The sequence below is a fragment of the Mesorhizobium sp. M2C.T.Ca.TU.002.02.1.1 genome, assembly GCF_003997225.1.
Genome location: NZ_RZTO01000005.1, coordinates 12439 through 30903, shown reverse-complemented (window position 1 = coordinate 30903; position 18465 = coordinate 12439). Strand labels below are relative to the sequence as shown.

The following is an 18465-nucleotide window of genomic DNA, read 5'->3' as shown; positions in this document are numbered from 1 at the left end:
AGACTCAATACGGCGACGCTCGGCCACAATCTCGACGGTCACGGCGCGGGCTGGTCGATCGAGCGTGTGCTCGATGCGTGTGCCGAGCGCGGCCTGCGCGGGATAGTCTTCTGGCGCCGCGAAATCGGCAGCCGCGCCGTCGAGATCGGCGAGCGGGTTCGCGCGGCCGGCCTGAGTGTCGTCGGCTTGTGCCGCGCGCCTTATCTCACCGGCCCCTTGGCGCTGCCCGGCCGCGAGGCTGTCATGGACGATTTCCGCTCCGCAATCGACATGGCTGCCGGTCTCGGCGCGCCTGTCCTGACCATCGTCGCCGGTGGGGTAGAGCCGGGGACGAAAGGCATCGGCGAAAGCCTCAAGCTGGTTGCGGATCGGGTCGCCGAAGCGGCGCCCTACGCGGCGGCCGGAAACGTTCGCCTGGCTCTCGAGCCGTTGCATCCGGTTTACGGCGGCGACCGATCCTGCCTGGTGACGATGCGCGACGCGGTCGATCTTTGCGCCGCCGTCGATGCGCCCAATGTGGGCGTCGCGGTCGACGTCTACCACGTCTGGTGGGATCGCACGCTGGCCGCCGAATTGCTGCGGGCCGGGCCGGAACGCATTTTCGGCTATCACCTGTGCGATTGGCTGGCGCAGACAGGCGACATTCTGCTCGATCGCGGCATGATGGGAGACGGCGTGGCCGACCTTAAAGCGATCCGCGCCGCCGTCGAGGCAGCCGGCTATGCCGGGCCGTGCGAGGTGGAGGTATTCTCGGCGCAGAACTGGTGGAAGCGTGACCCCGGGGACGTCCTGGACACATGCGTGGAGCGCTTCCGCGCCGTTTGTTGAAGACAGAGGCTGGACAGCCGCGATAGACCCTTCGAAGTTCGGGAAATACGTGACTGGGAAGTGATCGTTGCGCAGGAAGCCCAACATCAAGGACATCGCGAAGGTCACCGGCCTATCAACGGCGGCGGTATCCTATGCGTTGACGGGACGAGGGCGGGTTTCCGCGGAAACCCAGGAGATCGTACGAAAGGTCGCGGATGAGATGGGCTTTATCCGCGACTCCGCGGCTGTCCGGCTGCGCACGGGTCAATCCCGATTGCTCGGCGCCGTTCTGCACGACACGTCGAATCCGTTCTTCGCCGAGCTCCTTTCGGATTTTGAGGCGCGCGCCTACGAGGCCGGTTATCTGACGATCGTCGCGAACACGCATGACGACTCCGCCCGACAGGCGGCTCTGATCGACGCCTTGCTGTCGCAAGGCGTCGCGGGACTCCTGATCAGTCCCGCCAACTGCACAACGCCGGACGATTTCGCCATTCTGCGGACACGCGCAACGCCATACGTGATCGCGGTCCGGGATGTGGAAGATCTCAAGGCGGACTATGTCGGCGCTGACGACCGAAAGGCCGGCTATCTTGCTGCCTCCCACTTATTCGAAGCCGGTCTTGAACGTTTCGCGGTGGTTGGCGGCCTTGATCACACGCGCACCTGGCAAGACCGGCTCGACGGCATCAGGGCCGCTGCGGCCGAGCGGGGCGTCGAGCTTGACGAGGCGCTTGTCTTCAGGTGCGCGCCGACGCGGGAGAATGGAACAGAGATCGTCAACCGCATCGTCACGGACTTTCCCGAATGCTGCGCGGCGATCTGCTTCAACGACTACATCGCGCTGGGGGCCTATGCGGCGCTGCATGGCAGCGGCCGTCGCGTCGGAGAGGACTTCTCCATCATAGGCATAGATAATGTTCCTCTTGGGCAGTCGCTTCTGCCACCGTTGACGACGGTCGAACTTTACCCGCGTGGAATCGGCGGGCGGGCGGCGAGGCTTCTGCTCGACCGGATGCGGGATGGCCGGGGTGAGGCTGACCATAACCTGGTCGAACCGCGCCTGGTCGCGCGCCAGTCCGTGGCCGGCGCCCCGAAATCGCGCGGCGCTTGACGCCCGCGTACGCCGGGCATAAAGCAATAATGCACTATCTGGTTACTTATTGGGGAAAACTTTCCCGATAGTCGGGAGGAACCGGCATGCAGAAGCGCTACGACTACATCATAACCGGTGGGGGATCTTCGGGCTGCGTTCTCGCAGCGCGCCTGTCGGAGGATCCGGACGTATCTGTTCTTCTTATCGAGGCTGGCGGCGCGGACCGCCATTATCTGTTTCACTGGCCTGCCGGCTTCGCCAAGATGACCAAGGGGATCGCGTCCTGGGGATGGTCGACGGTGCCTCAGAAGCACATGCAGAATCGCGTGCTCTGGTATACGCAGGCCAAAGTGATCGGAGGCGGGTCGTCCATCAACGCCCAGGTCTATACGCGCGGCAATGCACGAGACTATGACGATTGGCGCGACGTAGCCGGTTGCGAGGGCTGGGGCTTTCGCGATGTGCTGCCGTATTTCAAGCGGGCCGAGGGCAATGAGCGTTTCGACGACGATTATCACGGGACGGATGGGCCGCTTGGCGTCTGCGTCCCCCGTGCCGCGCTACCGATCTGCGACGCCTTCATCCGCGCCGGGCAGCAGATGGGCATTCCCTATAACCCGGATTTCAACGGGCACAGGCAGCGCGGAATAGGGTATTTCCAGCTCACGCAGCGCAATGCCCGGCGCTGCTCCGCATCCGTGGGTTTCCTCGATCCGGCGCGTTCGCGCCGCAACCTTACGGTGATGATCGGGACCGAGGTCGCGCGCATCGTGCTCGACGGCCGCCGAGCGAGAGGGGTTGTTGTGCGCTGCGACGGCGTGGAAAGCGAGATCGCCTGCGAACGCGAGGTGCTCGTGACTTCGGGTGCGATCGGTTCGCCGAGGCTGCTCATGCTGTCGGGAATCGGACCTGCCGACCATCTCGGCAGTGTCGGGATCAAGGTTCTGCACGACCTACCGGGGGTTGGGTCCAACCTTCACGATCACCTCGACCTCTGCGTGCTTTGCGAATGCTCGGGCGATCACTCGTACGACGGTATCTTGCGGCCCGACAGGACCATGCTTGCCGGCTTGCAGTATATGCTCTTCAAAAGCGGACCGGTGGTCTCCTCGCTCTTCGAGACAGGCGCCTTCTGGTACGCCGATCCGGATGCGCGTTCGCCGGACTTGCAGTTCCATTTCGGCCAAGGATCCGGGATCGAGAAGGGCATCGTCAAGCTGGACCGCCCGGGCGTGACGTTGAACGCGGCATTCATCCGGCCTCGCTCCCGCGGTACCGTCCGTCTTGCCTCGGCAGATCCGAACGATGTTCCGCTCATCGATCCGAACTACTGGGCCGATCCCTATGACCGCGAGATGTCGCTGCGCGGACTGGAACTTGCCCGCCAGATCATGGCTCAACCAGCGCTGAGGCCGTTCATTGCGCGCGAAGCACTGCCTGGGCCGGAGGCGCGCGATGCCAAGACGCTGCTCGAATACGCCTGCCGCATGGCCAAAACCCAGCATCACCCGGTTGGCACCTGCAGGATGGGACATGACGAGCTGGCAGTGGTTTCGCCGGACCTGAAAGTGCATGGCCTGGATGGCCTGCGCGTCTGCGACGCCTCGGTCATGCCGTCGATCAATTCGTCGAACACGAATGCGCCGACCATCATGATCGGGGAGAAAGCATCCGATCTCGTCGCCGGACGGCCACCGCTTCCCGCGGCGCTCTTCGATTGGGAGCGCAACGATAGGCCGCAATTCGCCGACGCTTGAGCCAAATGGCATGTCCGGGATCTCACGCCATTGACAGCGTACGCACGGAATGAAATAACTAAATAGTTACTAAGGGAGGGATGAGCAGGATGATGGGAGGACTACCTGTCAGGATCAGTGGCATCCAGCATATCGGCCTGACCGTGCCGGACATGGAGGAGGCGGTCGCCTTCTTCACCCGCATATTCGGCGCGGTCTGCGTGATGGAATGCGGCAGCGTCGACGTTGACGACGAATTCATGATCCGCCGTCTCGGCGTCCCGTCCGGCCGCCGGATCAAGGATCAGCGTGTCATTCGTCTTGGCAATGGCGGCAATCTCGAACTCTTCGAGTACAGCGGCGAGCCCGACCAGACGCCGGTCAAGCAAAACAGCGAGATCGGCGCATGCCACTTTGCTCTTGAGGTCAAGGATGCAGTGGAAGCCACCGAAAGGCTTCGGGCCGCGGGCGTGGATGTCCTGGACGGGCCGACCTTGATCACTTCCGGTCCGATGGAAGGCCTGACCTGGGTCTATCTGAGGTCCCCGTGGGGCCAGTTCCTGGAACTGGTCAGCACCACCGGTCCGATGGGTTATGAAAAGTCCGACGGCCCGCGAATGTGGTCGCCATCCGAATAGCTAATTGCGGCCGGACGGGGGAGGCAGCCCGATCCGAAGTTAATCATCAAGAGGCCCGTATTTAGCTGCTTAAACGTATAACCAAGCTGCCGAAGCGAATGGAGGATGACGCATGATGCAGTGGAAGAAAACAATGTGGGCGGCCGGTGCCGTTCTCGCGATGACCGGGGCAGCCTGGGCGCAGGACAAGCCCTTCGCCGGCGTGGAACTGAAGATGCTGGGTATCGGCGATACGTCGGTCACCCGCGTGGCGCCGATCGTCGGCGAATTCGAGCAGGCGACGGGCATCAAGGTGCATATCGATCAACTGCCTTACCCGGGCCTGATCGACAAGATCATCGTCGAAGCAAGCTCGGACAGCCCGACTTACCAGCTTCTGTGGGTCGACAGCCCCTGGGTCGGCATGCTCGGCGAGGCCGGGGCGCTGGAGGATCTCACTTCCCGGGCAAAGCGCGACGCGGCCGAGATCGGCCTCGACGACATCATCCCGATCCAGCTCCAGGAAAACTCCTGGCAAGGCAAGCTGCTCGCCTTCCCGGCTTCCGGCATGACCTGGCTGCAGCAATATCGGGCGGATCTCTTCGAAAACCCTGACGAGAAGGCTGCGTTCAAGGCGAAATATGGCTACGATCTCGCTCCCGCCAAGACGTGGGCCCAGTATCGCGACATCGCCGAATTCTTCACCAGAAAAAAGGGCCAGCTCGCCGGTGGAAAGCCGCTGGAGAACGATCTCTACGGCGCCAGCCAGTCCTACAGCCGCGTGCAGGGCGCCATCACGCATGACTACTTCCCGTTCATGCGGTCATTCGGCGGGGACTACTGGGATCCGAAAACCGGCCTTTGCGCGATGACGGGCGAGCCGCATATCAAGGCGGCCGAGTTCATGAAGTCGCTGATCCCGTTCAATCCGCCGGACTATCTCGGCCTGATGTGGGACATCCAGTCGGGATTCATGGAGCGGGGCGAGGCGGCGGAGGCGGCCTATTGGAGCGTTCGCTCGGTTCGCCTCACCAATCCCGATGAAGCTGTCCTTGCCAAGATCGGCAAGGCGGGCTTCGCAGCCAATCCGGAGTCCGATGCAGGCCCCCAGCCGACCTATACAGGGTCGCTTTCCTTCGCCATCAACGCGAAGGTCGATGAAAAAACCAAGGATGCCGCCTGGGAGTTCATCAAATGGGCGACCAGCGAGAAGCTGATGCGGCGCTTTGCCGAAGAGGGCAAGGGTGTCAGCCAGTTCCGCAAGTCGATCCTCGGCGATCCGGCCCTGCAGGCGAAGTATCCCTATTACAAGGTGCTGCTGGAATCGCAGAAGAGCGCCCGCCGCCGGATCTTCCATCCATTCTATCAAACCGTGGAAGAGAATTTCGGCGTGGAGCTGAGCAAGTACATGGCTGGCGAGACTGCCACTGCGAAGGAGGCGCTTGAGACCGCCTGCAACGCCGTAAATTCGCAGCTCTCGATGTTCCCGGTCGAACAACGCCTCCGCTGGATCAACGACGTCCCGGCGGAAGTCCTGGCGAAGTGACGACCGTGCCCGCCCCGGTCCACTCCCGCCGGGGCGGGTCCCATCCTCCTCAGAATGGTGTCCGGCCATGAGCCATACGGCGAGCCGCAACAAGCGCATAGCTGTCGTCTTCCTGATTCCAGCGGTAGTGGTCCTCTTCGCGACGACCATCTACCCGATGCTCTACGCGCTGTGGCTCAGCTTTCGGAACTACGATCTGGCCAAGCCCTTCATTCCGCGGATCTTCGTCGGCATTGCCAACTACGCCGAGGTGCTCACCTCCAATGCGTTCTTCCATGCGCTTTTCATCACCTTCAAGCTTATGGCGATGACGCTGTCCGCGCAGCTGGTGCTCGGCGTCGGCATAGCCCTGTTGGTCAGCCAGAAGCTTCCAGGCATGGCGCTGGCACGCACGCTGCTTCTCATTCCGATGATGATTTCGCCGGTCATTGTCGGTCTGGTCTGGCTGTTCCTGTATTTCCCGGAATTGGGTTATCTCAACTATTTTCTCAGTCTCGTGGGCATGGGCCCGGTTGGGTGGATCACCAGCACCCGCTGGGCGCTCACCGCGATCGCGATCGGCGACATCTGGCAGTGGACACCGTTCATCATGATGGGAACGGCGGCTGCTCTTCAGAGTCTTTCGCCGGAGCCTTACGAGGCGGCTCGCATCGACGGCAACTCCCGCTGGGACGTGTTCCGCTATGTGACGCTGCCGCAGCTGAAGCCGGTGCTGATCAGCCTGCTCTTCCTGCGCGCCATCGATGCCTTCAAGATCTACGATATCATTTTCGTGCTCACCAAGGGCGGTCCGGCCGACGCCACGGAGGTCGTCTCCCTCTACATCTACCGGCAAAGCTTCACGTTCTGGCGAATGGGTGTCGGCGCCGCGGCGTCCTTCGTTTCGCTCATCATCATCTCGGTACTGATCACGCTGTTCTTCAAGCAGATGCAGCGCAGCCAGGCCGCGCGGGCTCGTTAGGGAGGGCAGTGGCATGACCCCAAGCCTGCGTGAAAAGCTGTTCATCTATATGCTGGTGATCATCGTCTTGGTGATCTTCATGACGCCGATCTACCTGATCCTGGTGTCGTCGCTGAAGCCGTCGCCGATCATGTTCTCGCGGCCGCCGCGCTTCATCTTCACGCCGACGCTGCAGCACTACTACGACCTGTTCACGATGCGGCCGTTCCATCTGCAGATCCTGAACAGCCTGCTTGTCGCTCTCGGCTCGACCGCCTTCAGCCTCGCCATCGGCACCATGGCCGCCTACGCCATCTCCCGCATCAAGCATCGGCGCATAAACGACGTGGCTTTCTGGATTCTGTCCATGCGCATGTTTCCGCCGATCGCGGTGGTCGTTCCTTACTACATCATCTTCAAGACGATGGGCCTGCTCGATACGCCCCTTGCGCTGATCATCGTCTATTCGACATTCAACATCCCGCTGACGGTCTGGCTTATGAAGGGCTTCTTCGATGAGGTCCCGGAGGCATTGGAGGAAGCGGCCCAGGTCGACGGACATGGCGTCATGGCGACTTTCTTTCGGGTCACCCTGCCGCTGACGGCCCCCGGCCTCGCAGTGTCCGCTGTGTTCTGCTTCATCTTCTCGTGGAACGAGTTCCTGTTCGCGCTGATGCTGACAGGATCCAAGGCCCAGACGGTGACCGTGGCGGTGATGTCCTTCTGGTCGAGCGACGCCGTTCAGTGGGGCCGCATCATGGCTGGTTCCTTCGTGATCCTCATCCCAGGCGTCGTCTTCGTGCTCACCTGCCAACGCTGGCTGGTGAAAGGTCTGACGATGGGGTCGGTCAAAGGATGAGCGCCATGCAACTGTTTCGATTGGGAGGAGAGCGCCGATGTCTTCAGTGACGTTGCGCAAGGTCGTCAAGCGCTATGGTCAGATCGAGGTGGTTCACGGCATCGACCTGGCTGTCGAGGAGGGGGAATTCGTCGTGCTGCTGGGGCCTTCGGGTTGTGGCAAGACGACGACGCTGCGCATGGTCGCCGGGTTGGAGGACATCTCGGGAGGACAACTGGAAATCGCCGGTCGCGTTGTCAACGACCTGGCGCCGAAAGATCGTCAGATCGCCATGGTCTTCCAGAACTACGCGCTGTACCCCCACATGACGGTGCGCCAGAACATGGAATTCGCCCTGAAGCCGCAGAAGCTGCCGGGGAGCGAAGTCTCCGCGCGCATCGCCGAGGCGGCCCGCATTCTGGGTCTGGAGCCGTTGCTCGAACGCAAGCCGGCGCAGCTCTCGGGCGGCCAGAGACAGCGCGTGGCCATGGCCCGTGCCATGGTACGCACGCCGAAAGTGTTCCTGTTCGACGAACCGCTCTCGAACCTCGATGCGAAGCTCCGCACGCAGGTGCGCGTCGAGATCGCGAAGTTGCATAAGCGACTCGGCACCACCGTTCTCTACGTCACGCACGATCAGGTCGAGGCGATGACCCTCGCCGACAAGATCGTCATCATGAAGGACGGCCATATCGAACAGGTCGGCTCCCCCGAAGACGTGTTTGCCAAGCCGCGCAATCTGTTTGTGGCGACGTTCATAGGCAGCCCGGCGATGAACCTGCTGCCGGCCAAGGTGGAGGCCGACAACGGCGCGCCGGTGCTCGTCGCCAACGGTTTCCGCATGACGGCTCCGGCGTCGATCGTCCGCGCACTCAACCCCGGCGCAAGCATCACGGTCGGGATACGTCCGAACGATATTCGCGTCGACGATGAAACCGGAGAGTACGAGGCCGTCATCGAGGTGGACGAGTATCTCGGGACCGAGGCACTGCTCAACCTGCGCGCCGGAGACCACGAACTGGTCGCGCAGGTGCCGGCGGCAGCCCGGCCCGCACCGGACAGGCAGAGCGTGCGCATCGGTTTCGATACGGCGCGCCTGCATGTCTTCGACACCCAGAGCGGTGAAGCAATCCGCTAGCGCAGCCGCAAGCAGCAGTCGAACCGGGAGAGATCAGTCATGGGCAGCGAGATCGTTTTTACGGGCAGGCGGCAGTTTGCGCTGGAGGAGTATCAGGATGCGCCGCTGGGGCCGACAGAGGTGAGGGGACGCACGCTCGCCACGCTGATCAGCCCGGGGACCGAACTGGCCTGGGCGGAGACCGGCAACTTTCCGTTGCGTCCGGGCTATGCGGCTGTCTACGAGGCCGAGGAACTTGGCCGCGACGTTCGGGGTATCTCCCGTGGCGACAAGCTGCTTTCCATGGGAGCGCATCGCTCCACGCAGCAGTTCGACCAGCGTTATGTGCTGAAAGTGCCGGACGGTCTGGCCCCGGAGACGGCCGTGCTTGCCCGCCTTATGGGGGTTTCAATGACAACCCTGATGACAACCGCGGCCCGGCCAGGCGACAGGGTCGTGATCACCGGCGCGGGGCCGGTCGGCTACCTTGCGGCGCATCTTTGCAGGATCGTGGGATATGAGGTCTCGGTCGTCGAACCGGACCCGCGGCGCAACGCACAGGCGCGGGAGTCCGGCCTGTCGGTGCTGACCGAAATGCCTGTGGACGATGCTGGCTTTGCAGGAACGGTGGCGCTGGTCATCGACTGTTCAGGACATGAGGGCGCGGTTCTCGACGGCTGCAAGGTCGTTCGCAAGAAGGGCGAGGTCGTGCTCGTTGGCGTACCCTGGAAGGCCCATACCGGCATGTTGGCGCATGAGATCCTGCACGCGGTTTTCTTCCGCTTTGTGAATTTGCGAAGCGGTTGGGAATGGGAGGTGCCGGTCGTCGGTCGCGACTTCGTCTGGGAAGAACTCTATGAGGGCTATAACAACGCCCAGCACACCACCATGACGGATCTGGCAAAAGCCTTGACCTGGCTGGCGCGTGGACATGTTCCGCTTGCCGGCCTGATCAGGACGTTCTCGCCGGCTGATCCGGCCGCGGTCTATGGCGGGCTGCTGGCGCGCGAAGTCGCCGAGCCGTTCGCGGTGCTGGACTGGGCTGCCGCCGGGCTCCGATGAGCCTCCATTCGAGGTGACGCTCGCAGCCGGCAATCCCGGAACGCGACGACGATCCTGGAAAACCGCGGCCGTTCGGCAGGATCGCCGTCACCGTGGAACAGATACCCGCCTTCAGGCCGCTAAAGCGCGTCGCGATCTTTCAGGTTCGCTCCATGCGCTTCAGGTTTTGATTTTTGCGCATGTCTTTATCCCGAAACCGGTTCCCGCTTTCGGGAGACATGCCTTAGTGTCAGCCTCCCGACCGGAGGCCCTTTTTCCGGAAGGCAGCCAGGCCTGCCCGAAGGTCGTCGCTGCCGGCGGCGATACGTCCGGCAAACGCATCCAGAACACGCTCCCGTTCCTCGCCTTCAGCTGCGTTGATGAGCATCTTGGCGAGCTCGGTGGCGGTGGCGGACCTGCCTGCAACGATAGCGGCAAGTTCCTCGGCCGACGCGAGGCCGCTCCCCTTGTCGACCACCTTGTCGACAAGCGACAATCTCAAGGCTTCGTCGGCGGAATAGACCTCGCCGAAGAGCGACATGCGCCGGATCAATTGGGGGCCGAAACGGCGAGCCGTGCGCTGGGTGCCCGACCAGCCGGGTATGATCCCGAGGCTGGTTTCAGGCAGGCCGATGCGGGCGTGGCGCTCGGCGATCCGATAGTCGGCGCAGGCCGCAAGCTCCAGACCTCCGCCAAGGCAATGGCCGTTGAGGACGGCAATGACCGGTTGTGAAAGCCTGGCGAGAGCGTCGAAGCCGGCATGGCCGTCGCGGATCCAGTGGCGCGCGAACTGCTCGGCGCCGAGCACGCTCCAAGCAGCGACGTCGCCGCCCGCGCAGAACGACTTCTCGCCCTCGCCGGTCAGGATCAGCACCTTCACCGCGGAACGCTCCACCGCTCTGCACAGCGGCACGAGCGCATCGACCATCGCGGCATCGAGCGCGTTGAGCTTCTCAGGCCGGCGGATGGTCATTCGCGCGACCGCCCCATCGAAGCTGAGGTCGAGACGGGGATCGCTCACAGCCGCAGTCCGATCGGCTGGTCAAGGAACAGCGCCGCGTCCATCAGCTTCAGCCCGGGCGACACCGCGAGAGGAGACGCCGCCTGCCGCAGGACGTCACGCTCAAGGTCGAGTCCGGGGGCTATTTCGGTGACGACCAAGCCGTCGCCGGTCAGGCGGATGACGCATCTTTCCGTCACATAGGTGACGTCCTGGCCTTGGCTGACGGCGCGCGCGCCTGAGAAGCTGACCTGGTCCACTTTCGGGACGATCTTTGCGACCTTGCCTTCCTTGTCGATGACCAGCTTTCCGTTCTCCAGCCGCATCTTCGCGCCGGCGTTGAAGTTGCCGGAGAAGACGATCTTGCGCGCCCGCGCGGTGATGTCCACGAAGCCGCCGGCGCCGGCGGTGCGATGCGGCGTCGAGGAAAGGCGCGAGACGTTGACGGATCCGTCGGAGCCTATTTCGAGGAACGACAGCAAGGAACAGTCGAAGCCTCCGGCCTGGAAGTAGGTGAAAAGATGCGGGGAGGCGACGAACGCTTCCGCGTTCGAGGCGCAGCCGAACTTGAAGTCGAGCAATGGCACGCCGCCCACCGGACCCTGTTCGATCACCCAGGTGACGGCGCCGTGCAGTCCTTCCTCGATCAGGATGCGAGGCACGTTGGCCGAGATGCCGAAGCCGATATTGACAGCCCAGCCCGCTCGAAGCTCCTGCGCGACGCGGCGCGCGATGACCTTGGAGACATTGTATTCCGGCGTGCGGAACGTGTGCAGCGGCCGGAACAGTTCGCCCGATATGGCCGGATCGTATGCAGTGCCCGTTGTCTGCAGCTGATCCGGCGCCTCGACGATGAAGTCCACCAGGATACCCGGGACCTGCACCTCATGCGGCCGCAGCGTGCCCTGAGCGGCCACGCGCTTGACCTGGGCAATGACGACGCCGCCGCAATTGCGCGCCGCGAGCGCCATCTCCATCGCGCCGAGGGTCGCTCCCTCCTGCTCGAAGGTGAGGTTTCCCTTCTCGTCCGCCGTGGTCGCGCGGATGATCGCCACATCCGGTTTGAGGGCGGGGAAGTGCAGCCACGTTTCGCCGTTGAATTCCACGCGCTGCACGATCGGCGATTTCCGCGCCACAGCGTTCATGGCGCCGCCCTCGAGCGCCGGATCGACAAAGGTATCCATGCCGACCTTGGTCAGCACGCCCGGACGGTGCGCCGCACCCTCGCGCAACATGTCGAAGACGATTCCCGAGGGGAAGTTCCAGGCCGCCACGTCGCCGGCCAGAATGCGCTGCCAGATCAGCGGCGGCTCGGCATTGGTCGGTCCCGACGGATACGAGCCGCCGATGATGCGGCTGAGCAAGCCCGGCAGGGCGATGTGGTCGACACCTTTGGTGCCGAACATGTCGCCGGCGGCGATCGGATGGATTGTGGTGATGTCGCGCGGCGCTCCCTCCGTCGCGAAGCGTTTGCCAATGGCTTCAAGCACCGCGTCCGGACACAAGAGGCCGGACGACGAATTGACCGCGACCATTGCTCCGTCGCGTATCGCGGCGACGGCCTGCGCTGCCGACCTGACCTTGCTCACGTTTCCTCTCCATAAGGCTTGGCAATAAGTAACTAGATAGTTATATCTGTATAGCCGTCGGCCGCTTTCAAAGCAAGCTCCGCGCCGACGGCAAACCAGTGGGAGGATTTCGATGAACATCATGTTCCAGAAGACGAACCAGCGGATGTTTGGGACGTTCCCTCTTAAGGGGGATACGCTGCGCGCTGCGGTCGCGGCTGCGATCGATGCAGGTTACCGCGCGTTCGACACGGCTCAGGCTTACGGCAATGAAGCCGATACGGGCCTGGCCTTGGCCGAGAGCGGCATACCCCGGGACGAGCTCTGCATCACGACAAAGGTCACCGTGGAGAACTTCTCGCAAGAGCGATTCATGCCGTCAGTCGAACAATCGCTGCAGGATCTGAAGTTGGATCGCGTCGACATCCTGCTGCTTCACTGGCCGACGCCAGGAGGCGACATCAGGCTTTCACTGGAACTGCTTCAGGACGCGCAAGAACGGGGTTTCGCCAGCACCGTCGGAATTTCGAACTACACGGCGGCGATGATGCGCCAAGCGAAGCAGATCGCCAGCGTGCCGCTCGTAACCAATCAGGTGGAATTCCATCCGCTTCTTGACCAGCGCAAGCTGCTGGCGGCCGCGAACGAAACGGGTATCCCGCTGTCATCCTACTGCTCGGTCGCGCGCGGCGAGGTCTTCAAGCATCCGCTGTTCGCCGAGATCGGCGCCGCATACGGCAAGTCAGCTGCCCAGGTCGTGCTGCGCTGGATCCTGCAGAAGGGCTTGCCGATCAACACGATGTCCACCAAGCCGGACAACATCCGCTCGAATTTCGACGTGATGGACTTCACCTTGTCGAGCATCGACATGGGCCGCATCGACGCCATGAACGCCGTCGGTTACCGGGTCGTCGGCAAACGGCTGATCCCCTATGCGCCGGATTTCGACGTCTGAGCGCGCGAACGGTAAGGGCGATCAGATCCGAGGTGACCGGCAGATGCTAGCGGTTGCCGCGGATCAGGTCGGACGCATGCTCGCCGATCATGATTGTCGCCGCGTTGGTGTTTGACCCAACCAGCGACGGCATCACCGAGCTGTCGCATATGCGAATGCCGTCGAGCCCATGCACCCGCAATTGCGGGTCGACCACCGACATCGCGTCCTTCCCCATCTTACAGGTGCAAGTCGGGTGATAGGAGGTGCGGCCGTAGCGTCGCGCATAGGCTTCATAGTCCGACTGCGAGCGCACGCTTGTGTCAGGGAAACGGAGCTCCTTGATGAATTTGCGCAGCGACGGCTGATTGAATATCTCCCGGCTGATCTTGATGCCTTCGACCGATATTCTGAGATCGTGGGGATCAGAAAGGAAATTGGGGTCGACAATCGGATTGTCGCGCGGGTCCGGCGAGCGGAGCGTCACGCTCCCGCGCGATTTCGGGCGCAGCGTATAGCTGTTCAACGTGATCCCGGACGATCCCTTCGGAACCGACGGCACGCCTGCTTCGGCGCCGGCTCCCGCCAGGAAATGGAACTGCAGATCGGGCACCGACCCCGCATGGTTCCCCGTGGAATGCCAGAAGGCGCCACCCTCGACCACGTTTGAGGTTATCGGTCCGCTCTTGAACAGCGTGTACTGGAGGCCGGCCCACAGCATCCAGTGAATCCTGTTGTACTTGTCGAGTGAATCGTGGCCTTTCAACTCCGCCACGATGTCGATGCCAAAATGATCACGAAGGTTTTGCCCGACACCCGGAAGATCCTGGATCGCTTCGATGCCGTGGCGACGGAGGTGGTCGCCAGGGCCGACGCCTGACAGCATCATCAGCTTCGGCGTGCCGATCGCCCCTGAGGTCACCAGCACTTCGCTGTCGGCGCTGGCGACCCGGCGCGAGCGGCCAACCGAGTATTCGACGCCGACCGCCCGCCCGCCTTTGAAGACGACGCGGTGGACCAGAGCTCCCGTGATCAGCGTAAGGTTCGGGCGTCCGAGAGCGGGCTTGAGGTAGCCCACGGCCGCCGAGCAACGCCGGTTGTTCCGCGTCGTGATCTGGTAGATTCCGGCGCCTTCCTGTCTTGTCCCGTTGAAGTCGGGATTATACGGCAGCCCGTATTCCTGACAGCTTTGGACAAAAGCGCGCGAGACGATATTCGGATCGGGTATGTTCGACACCCCGAGCGGCCCGTCGGTGCCGTGCAGGCTGCCGGAGAGGATGGAGTTGCCCTCCGAACGCAGAAAATACTTCTGGACGTCCTTGAACGCCCAGCCGTCGGCGCCTTCCTCGTTTGCCCAGCGGTCGTAATCGGTCTGGTGCCCGCGCGTATAGACCTCGGCATTGATGGACGAACCGCCGCCAAGCACCTTTGCCTGCGCATAAAGAATCTCACGGTTGTCGGCGTGCTTCTGCGGCGCCGTGACCAGTCCCCAGGTGAGCGGCCCCGTGGTCATCTTGGCGAAGCCGACCGGCATATGGATGTAGGGATGGCTGTCCTTGCCGCCAGCCTCGATGATGCAGACCCTGACAGCCGGATTCTCGGACAGGCGCGCGGCAAGTACGCAACCCGACGAGCCTGCGCCGATGATCACATAGTCGAAACCTGTCGTCATCACTTGATCCAGTGCGCACGCTTGCCGACCTCGATGTGGACGGACTTGACCTGTGTGTACTCTTCCACGCCGTACATTCCCGCTTCCCGTCCCCAGCCGGACTGCTTGAACCCGCCAAGCGGCATCTCGGGCCCGCCGGCCATGATCGTGTTCACCCAGAACCGGCCGGCACGCACGCGCCGCGTCACGACCAGCGCCTTGTCGATGTTCTTCGTCCACACGCTGGCGGCCAGGCCATAGACGGTATCGTTCGCAAGGCTGATTGCCTCCTCCACCGTGTCGAAATGGAAGGAAGACAGGACGGGCCCGAAGATTTCGTCGCGGGCAATCGACATTCCGGGCGTGACCCCGGAAAACAATGTCGGCACGATATACTGGCCGCCGCCGAGGTCCAGGGCCTGTCCGCCGGCGACAAGCGTCGCCCCTTCGGCTTTGCCCTTGTCGATATAGCTCAGGATGGTCGAATTCTGCGCATCCGTGGTGATGGCGCCGACCTGCGTCTTCGTCTGCAGCGGATCGCCAACGATGATCTTGGCCATCTTGGCGGCCAGGATTTCCTCGAATTCGCGCGCCACCGAGCGCTCCACGATGACGCGGCTCGACGACACGCAGCATTGACCGGTGTTGAAGCTTATGCCGAAAGCCGCGCCGTCGGCCGCATCCTCGAGGTCGCTGTCCGCAAAGACAATGATTGGATTCTTGCCGCCGAGTTCCAGACCGAGTTTCTTGAAGTTCGAATCGGCAGCGGCGTGCACACAGGAGCGGCCCACCGACGTCGATCCGGTGAAGGACAGCATGTCCACGTCGGGATGCTCGGTCAGCGCCTGGCCAATCGTCCGGCCGGAGCCGGTGACGACGTTATAGACGCCGTCGGGCGCGCCGGCTTCGGAAAGGATCTCGCCAAGCAGCAGCGTGGTCGCGGACGTTACCTCCGAAGGCTTGACGACAACGGTGCATCCGCTGGCCAGGATGAAGGGAATGCGCTCGCACAGGATCAGGAAAGGGAAATTCCAGGGCGTGATGAGCCCGACCACGCCGACCGGCTCGCGCAGAACCATGCCGAAAAGCCCGTCGCCGAGACTGTTGAAGCTGTCGCCATGCAACAGCCTTGCGGCGCCCGCGCCGACCTCGAAGCATGCAATGCAGTGATCGATCTCGCCGCGCGCCTGGGAGATCGGCTTGCCGTTCTCGAGGACTTCCCAATAGGCGATTTCGTCGCGGCGGCGGCGCAGGATATCGGCTGTCCTCAGAAGCACCGCCGCGCGGTCGGCCCCCGGCAGTCCGGCCCACCCGCGATCCTCGAATGCACGGCGCGCCGCGGCGACGGCCGCGTTTAGGTGGTCGACCGTGCATCTGGGCGTGAGCGTCACCGGCACGCCGTGGCCCGGCGACCGGCGCTCGAACATGGCGCCGCCCTTGCGCCAGGATCCGTCCGACCAGAAACCGAATTCGCGCGGCGCATCCGGCAGGGTCGCGCGATCAGTGAAATCAAGCATGGAGTGCCTCCGTTCCGATGGGTGCGCCGGCCGTTCGCGATCGCCGTCCGGCGAGACGCGCCGGCCAGCCCTAGTTGAATACGATCTGCGTCTTCAGATCCTGGGGCCGTTCGGCCAAGGTCTCGAAGACGCGCTGGATCTGATCGAGAGGAAAGGCTGCGCGGGTGAACGCCTCGGTCCGAAAGCGGCCGTGCGACAAAAGTGTCAGCGCGTCGTGCATGTCTTCTCCCATGCCGGCGACCGAGCCCTTGAGACTGTTCTCCTCAAGGATGGTGCGCAAGATATCGACCGGCACCGTGTCCTTGGACCCGGTGAGACCGAAGAATGCGACATGGCCGCCCTTGCGGATGAGCTCGAAAGCGAGCGCGTAAAGCCGCGGTGAACCAACGCTCTCGATCACGAGATCCGCGCCGCGCCCGCCGGTCCTTTTCAGGACCTCCGCCTTAAGCTGGGCGGGATCGGCGACGGCCGCATCCGCTCCGGCTTCAAGGGCAAGACGGCAACGGTCTTCCGACAGGTCGGCGACGATGATTGGCGCAGCGCCGCACAGGCGCATCATCTGGACGTGAAGGTTACCGATCGGCCCTGCGCCGAGAATGACGACGGATTGGCCGAAGGTCGCGCGTGCCTTGCGCGCGGCGCGCACCACGCAGGACACCGGCTCGGTAAGGGCAAGCACCTCGGCCGGCACATTGTCCGGAGCCGGTATGACAAGCCTGGCCGGCACGCACACATATTCCGCGAAGGCGCCGTCGCGTCCGATGCCCACCTGAGTCATGGACGGGCAGTTCAGGATCTCGTTGCGGCGGCACCAATAGCACTCGCCACAACCGATATTGACGTCCGCGACGCAGGTCGTGCCGGGCTCGATGTGCTTCACATGCGCGCCCGTCGCGGCTACGGTCCCGGCAAACTCGTGGCCGGGCACCAGCGGCAGCCGGTCGGCGGCATAGTGACCGTTGAAGATATGGATGTCGGTGCCGCATATGCCGGTCCTCGAGACGCGGATCAGGGCGTCGTCGGGGCCGACCTGCGGAATGGCGATCTCGCGCAGGTCGAAACGGTGCGGAGCGGTCAGAACGGCGGCGCGCATTGTTGCCATGGCGTGTCTCACTTCACGGTGCGGAGCTTGGAGCGGTCGATGGTCAGGGCGATCGCGACGATCAGCACCAGACCGAAGACCATCTGCTGCTGCGTTGCCGCGATGCCGAAGTAGAGCATCGAGGCGCGGATGACCGCCACGATCAGCGTGCCGATCGCGGTGTTCAGCACACCGCCGACGCCGCCTGTCAGCGGCGTTCCGCCGACAAGCACCGCGACGATGGCCGGCAACAGGAAGCCGTTGGCAATCGTCGGAGCTCCTCCCGACAGCTTGACGGAAAAAAGCAGCCCGGCCACCGCGGCCAGCGCTCCGGATATGGCAAAGGCGAGGATCTTGTAGCGGGCGACGTTGAGGCCGGACGCGGCCGCGGCCAGTTCGCCGGCGCCCACGGCCTTCAGCGCACGGCCGAGGATCGTACGCCGTTCTATGATCAGGCAGATTGCCAACAGGCCCAGCGCGATGAAGAGTTCGTGCGGCACGATGCCGGTTCGGCCGATCATCCAGCCGAACGTCTCGTTGCGCTGGGCGGCATCCATGTTGAGAGCGCGGTTGCCAGACAGCCATTGCGCCACCGAAAAGCAGACGCCGCCGACGGCCAGTGTGGAGATGAAAGAGGGGACGTACATGCGGGTGGTCAGGTAGCCGGAAAGCGTTCCCAGCGTGAGTCCGGCAAGGATGCAGAGCGCCGCGACCCAGATCCCCAGCGGCGCGAGATAAACCGAGGCGACGACGGTGATCATGTTCGCCATCGACTGCGCCGACAGGTCGATGCCGCCGATGTAGATCGCGAAGGTCAAGCCCAGCGCCATGATGAACAGCGGCACGATGTCGCCGGCAAGGCTCAGCAGGTTGGCCGGCTTCAGGAAGCTGGGATCGGCGATGCCGACGATCGCGACCAGGATCAGAAGGGTGATCCAGGGCAAGTGCGGCTTGAGGCGTTGGATGTCCATGG

General features: G+C 63.3%; 16 protein-coding genes. 10 read left to right on the top strand and 6 right to left on the bottom strand.

Going from position 1 to position 18465, the window contains the following annotated elements:
• The 9 genes from EOD07_RS00760 to EOD07_RS00720 form a co-directional block, all read left to right on the top strand.
• On the top strand, nt 1-828 hold an 828-nt coding region (locus tag EOD07_RS00760), incomplete at its 5' end, for a sugar phosphate isomerase/epimerase family protein (protein WP_164772003.1).
• A 67-nt stretch (nt 829-895) separates the two neighbouring features.
• The gene (locus EOD07_RS00755) at nt 896-1924 is read left to right on the top strand and encodes a LacI family DNA-binding transcriptional regulator (RefSeq protein WP_127233539.1); all 1029 of its coding nucleotides are present in this window, start codon (nt 896-898) and stop codon (nt 1922-1924) included.
• A gap of 86 nt (nt 1925-2010) precedes the next feature.
• Complete coding sequence (locus tag EOD07_RS00750) at nt 2011-3663, top strand: GMC family oxidoreductase N-terminal domain-containing protein (protein WP_127233538.1); 1653 nt, start codon at nt 2011-2013, stop codon at nt 3661-3663.
• Nucleotides 3664-3743: 80 nt separating this feature from the next.
• The gene (locus tag EOD07_RS00745) at nt 3744-4280 is read left to right on the top strand and encodes a VOC family protein (protein ID WP_348627726.1); all 537 of its coding nucleotides are present in this window, start codon (nt 3744-3746) and stop codon (nt 4278-4280) included.
• Between the two features lie 112 nt (nt 4281-4392).
• Entirely contained in the window at nt 4393-5805 is a 1413-nt protein-coding gene (locus EOD07_RS00740; RefSeq protein WP_245469721.1) for an extracellular solute-binding protein, read from the top strand.
• A 67-nt stretch (nt 5806-5872) separates the two neighbouring features.
• Nucleotides 5873-6766: a sugar ABC transporter permease gene (locus EOD07_RS00735; protein ID WP_127233537.1), complete on the top strand. Its 894-nt coding sequence runs from the start codon at nt 5873-5875 to the stop codon at nt 6764-6766.
• 13 nt (nt 6767-6779) lie between these two features.
• Nucleotides 6780-7604, top strand: a complete 825-nt coding sequence (locus EOD07_RS00730) for a carbohydrate ABC transporter permease (protein WP_127233536.1) — start codon at nt 6780-6782, stop codon at nt 7602-7604.
• Nucleotides 7605-7641: 37 nt separating this feature from the next.
• Nucleotides 7642-8721: a sn-glycerol-3-phosphate ABC transporter ATP-binding protein UgpC gene (gene ugpC / locus EOD07_RS00725; RefSeq protein WP_127233535.1), complete on the top strand. Its 1080-nt coding sequence runs from the start codon at nt 7642-7644 to the stop codon at nt 8719-8721.
• Nucleotides 8722-8760: 39 nt separating this feature from the next.
• Nucleotides 8761-9762, top strand: a complete 1002-nt coding sequence (locus tag EOD07_RS00720) for a zinc-binding dehydrogenase (protein WP_127233534.1) — start codon at nt 8761-8763, stop codon at nt 9760-9762.
• A gap of 229 nt (nt 9763-9991) precedes the next feature.
• Here EOD07_RS00720 and EOD07_RS00715 read toward each other — a convergent pair whose 3' ends face one another.
• Together EOD07_RS00715 and EOD07_RS00710 are read right to left on the bottom strand one after the other, a co-directional pair.
• Nucleotides 9992-10762, bottom strand: a complete 771-nt coding sequence (locus EOD07_RS00715; RefSeq protein ID WP_127233533.1) for an enoyl-CoA hydratase/isomerase family protein — start codon at nt 10760-10762, stop codon at nt 9992-9994.
• The gene (locus tag EOD07_RS00710) at nt 10759-12330 is read right to left on the bottom strand and encodes an acyl CoA:acetate/3-ketoacid CoA transferase (RefSeq protein ID WP_127233532.1); all 1572 of its coding nucleotides are present in this window, start codon (nt 12328-12330) and stop codon (nt 10759-10761) included. The genes EOD07_RS00715 and EOD07_RS00710 overlap by 4 nt, the downstream gene beginning before the upstream one ends.
• A gap of 112 nt (nt 12331-12442) precedes the next feature.
• Here EOD07_RS00710 and EOD07_RS00705 point away from each other — a divergent pair, with 112 nt between their 5' ends.
• The gene (locus EOD07_RS00705; protein ID WP_041006218.1) at nt 12443-13264 is read left to right on the top strand and encodes an aldo/keto reductase; all 822 of its coding nucleotides are present in this window, start codon (nt 12443-12445) and stop codon (nt 13262-13264) included.
• 46 nt (nt 13265-13310) lie between these two features.
• Here the strand turns inward: EOD07_RS00705 and EOD07_RS00700 are convergent, their stop codons facing one another.
• From EOD07_RS00700 to EOD07_RS00685, 4 genes are all read right to left on the bottom strand, one after another.
• Nucleotides 13311-14915 (bottom strand): GMC family oxidoreductase N-terminal domain-containing protein, encoded by a 1605-nt coding sequence (locus tag EOD07_RS00700; protein ID WP_127233531.1) that lies wholly within the window; start codon nt 14913-14915, stop codon nt 13311-13313.
• Nucleotides 14915-16411 (bottom strand): aldehyde dehydrogenase family protein, encoded by a 1497-nt coding sequence (locus EOD07_RS00695; protein WP_127233530.1) that lies wholly within the window; start codon nt 16409-16411, stop codon nt 14915-14917. Before EOD07_RS00695 ends, EOD07_RS00700 begins: the two co-directional genes overlap by 1 nt.
• 70 nt (nt 16412-16481) lie before the next feature.
• The gene (locus EOD07_RS00690; RefSeq protein WP_127233529.1) at nt 16482-17513 is read right to left on the bottom strand and encodes an alcohol dehydrogenase catalytic domain-containing protein; all 1032 of its coding nucleotides are present in this window, start codon (nt 17511-17513) and stop codon (nt 16482-16484) included.
• Between the two features lie 8 nt (nt 17514-17521).
• A complete protein-coding gene (locus EOD07_RS00685) occupies nt 17522-18463 on the bottom strand; it encodes an ABC transporter permease (protein ID WP_041005968.1) in 942 nt (313 codons plus the stop codon).
• Nucleotides 18464-18465 lie beyond the last annotated feature (2 nt).

Coding starts and splice junctions, on each gene's coding strand:
- EOD07_RS00750 (WP_127233538.1), top strand. CDS start 2,011: ATGCAGAAGCGCTACGACTACATCATAACCGGTGGGGGATCTTCGGGC.
- EOD07_RS00745 (WP_348627726.1), top strand. CDS start 3,744: ATGAGCAGGATGATGGGAGGACTACCTGTCAGGATCAGTGGCATCCAG.
- EOD07_RS00740 (WP_245469721.1), top strand. CDS start 4,393: ATGATGCAGTGGAAGAAAACAATGTGGGCGGCCGGTGCCGTTCTCGCG.
- EOD07_RS00735 (WP_127233537.1), top strand. CDS start 5,873: ATGAGCCATACGGCGAGCCGCAACAAGCGCATAGCTGTCGTCTTCCTG.
- EOD07_RS00730 (WP_127233536.1), top strand. CDS start 6,780: ATGACCCCAAGCCTGCGTGAAAAGCTGTTCATCTATATGCTGGTGATC.
- ugpC (WP_127233535.1), top strand. CDS start 7,642: ATGTCTTCAGTGACGTTGCGCAAGGTCGTCAAGCGCTATGGTCAGATC.
- EOD07_RS00720 (WP_127233534.1), top strand. CDS start 8,761: ATGGGCAGCGAGATCGTTTTTACGGGCAGGCGGCAGTTTGCGCTGGAG.
- EOD07_RS00705 (WP_041006218.1), top strand. CDS start 12,443: ATGAACATCATGTTCCAGAAGACGAACCAGCGGATGTTTGGGACGTTC.
- EOD07_RS00700 (WP_127233531.1), bottom strand. CDS start 14,915: ATGACGACAGGTTTCGACTATGTGATCATCGGCGCAGGCTCGTCGGGT.
- EOD07_RS00695 (WP_127233530.1), bottom strand. CDS start 16,411: ATGCTTGATTTCACTGATCGCGCGACCCTGCCGGATGCGCCGCGCGAA.
- EOD07_RS00690 (WP_127233529.1), bottom strand. CDS start 17,513: ATGGCAACAATGCGCGCCGCCGTTCTGACCGCTCCGCACCGTTTCGAC.
- EOD07_RS00685 (WP_041005968.1), bottom strand. CDS start 18,463: ATGGACATCCAACGCCTCAAGCCGCACTTGCCCTGGATCACCCTTCTG.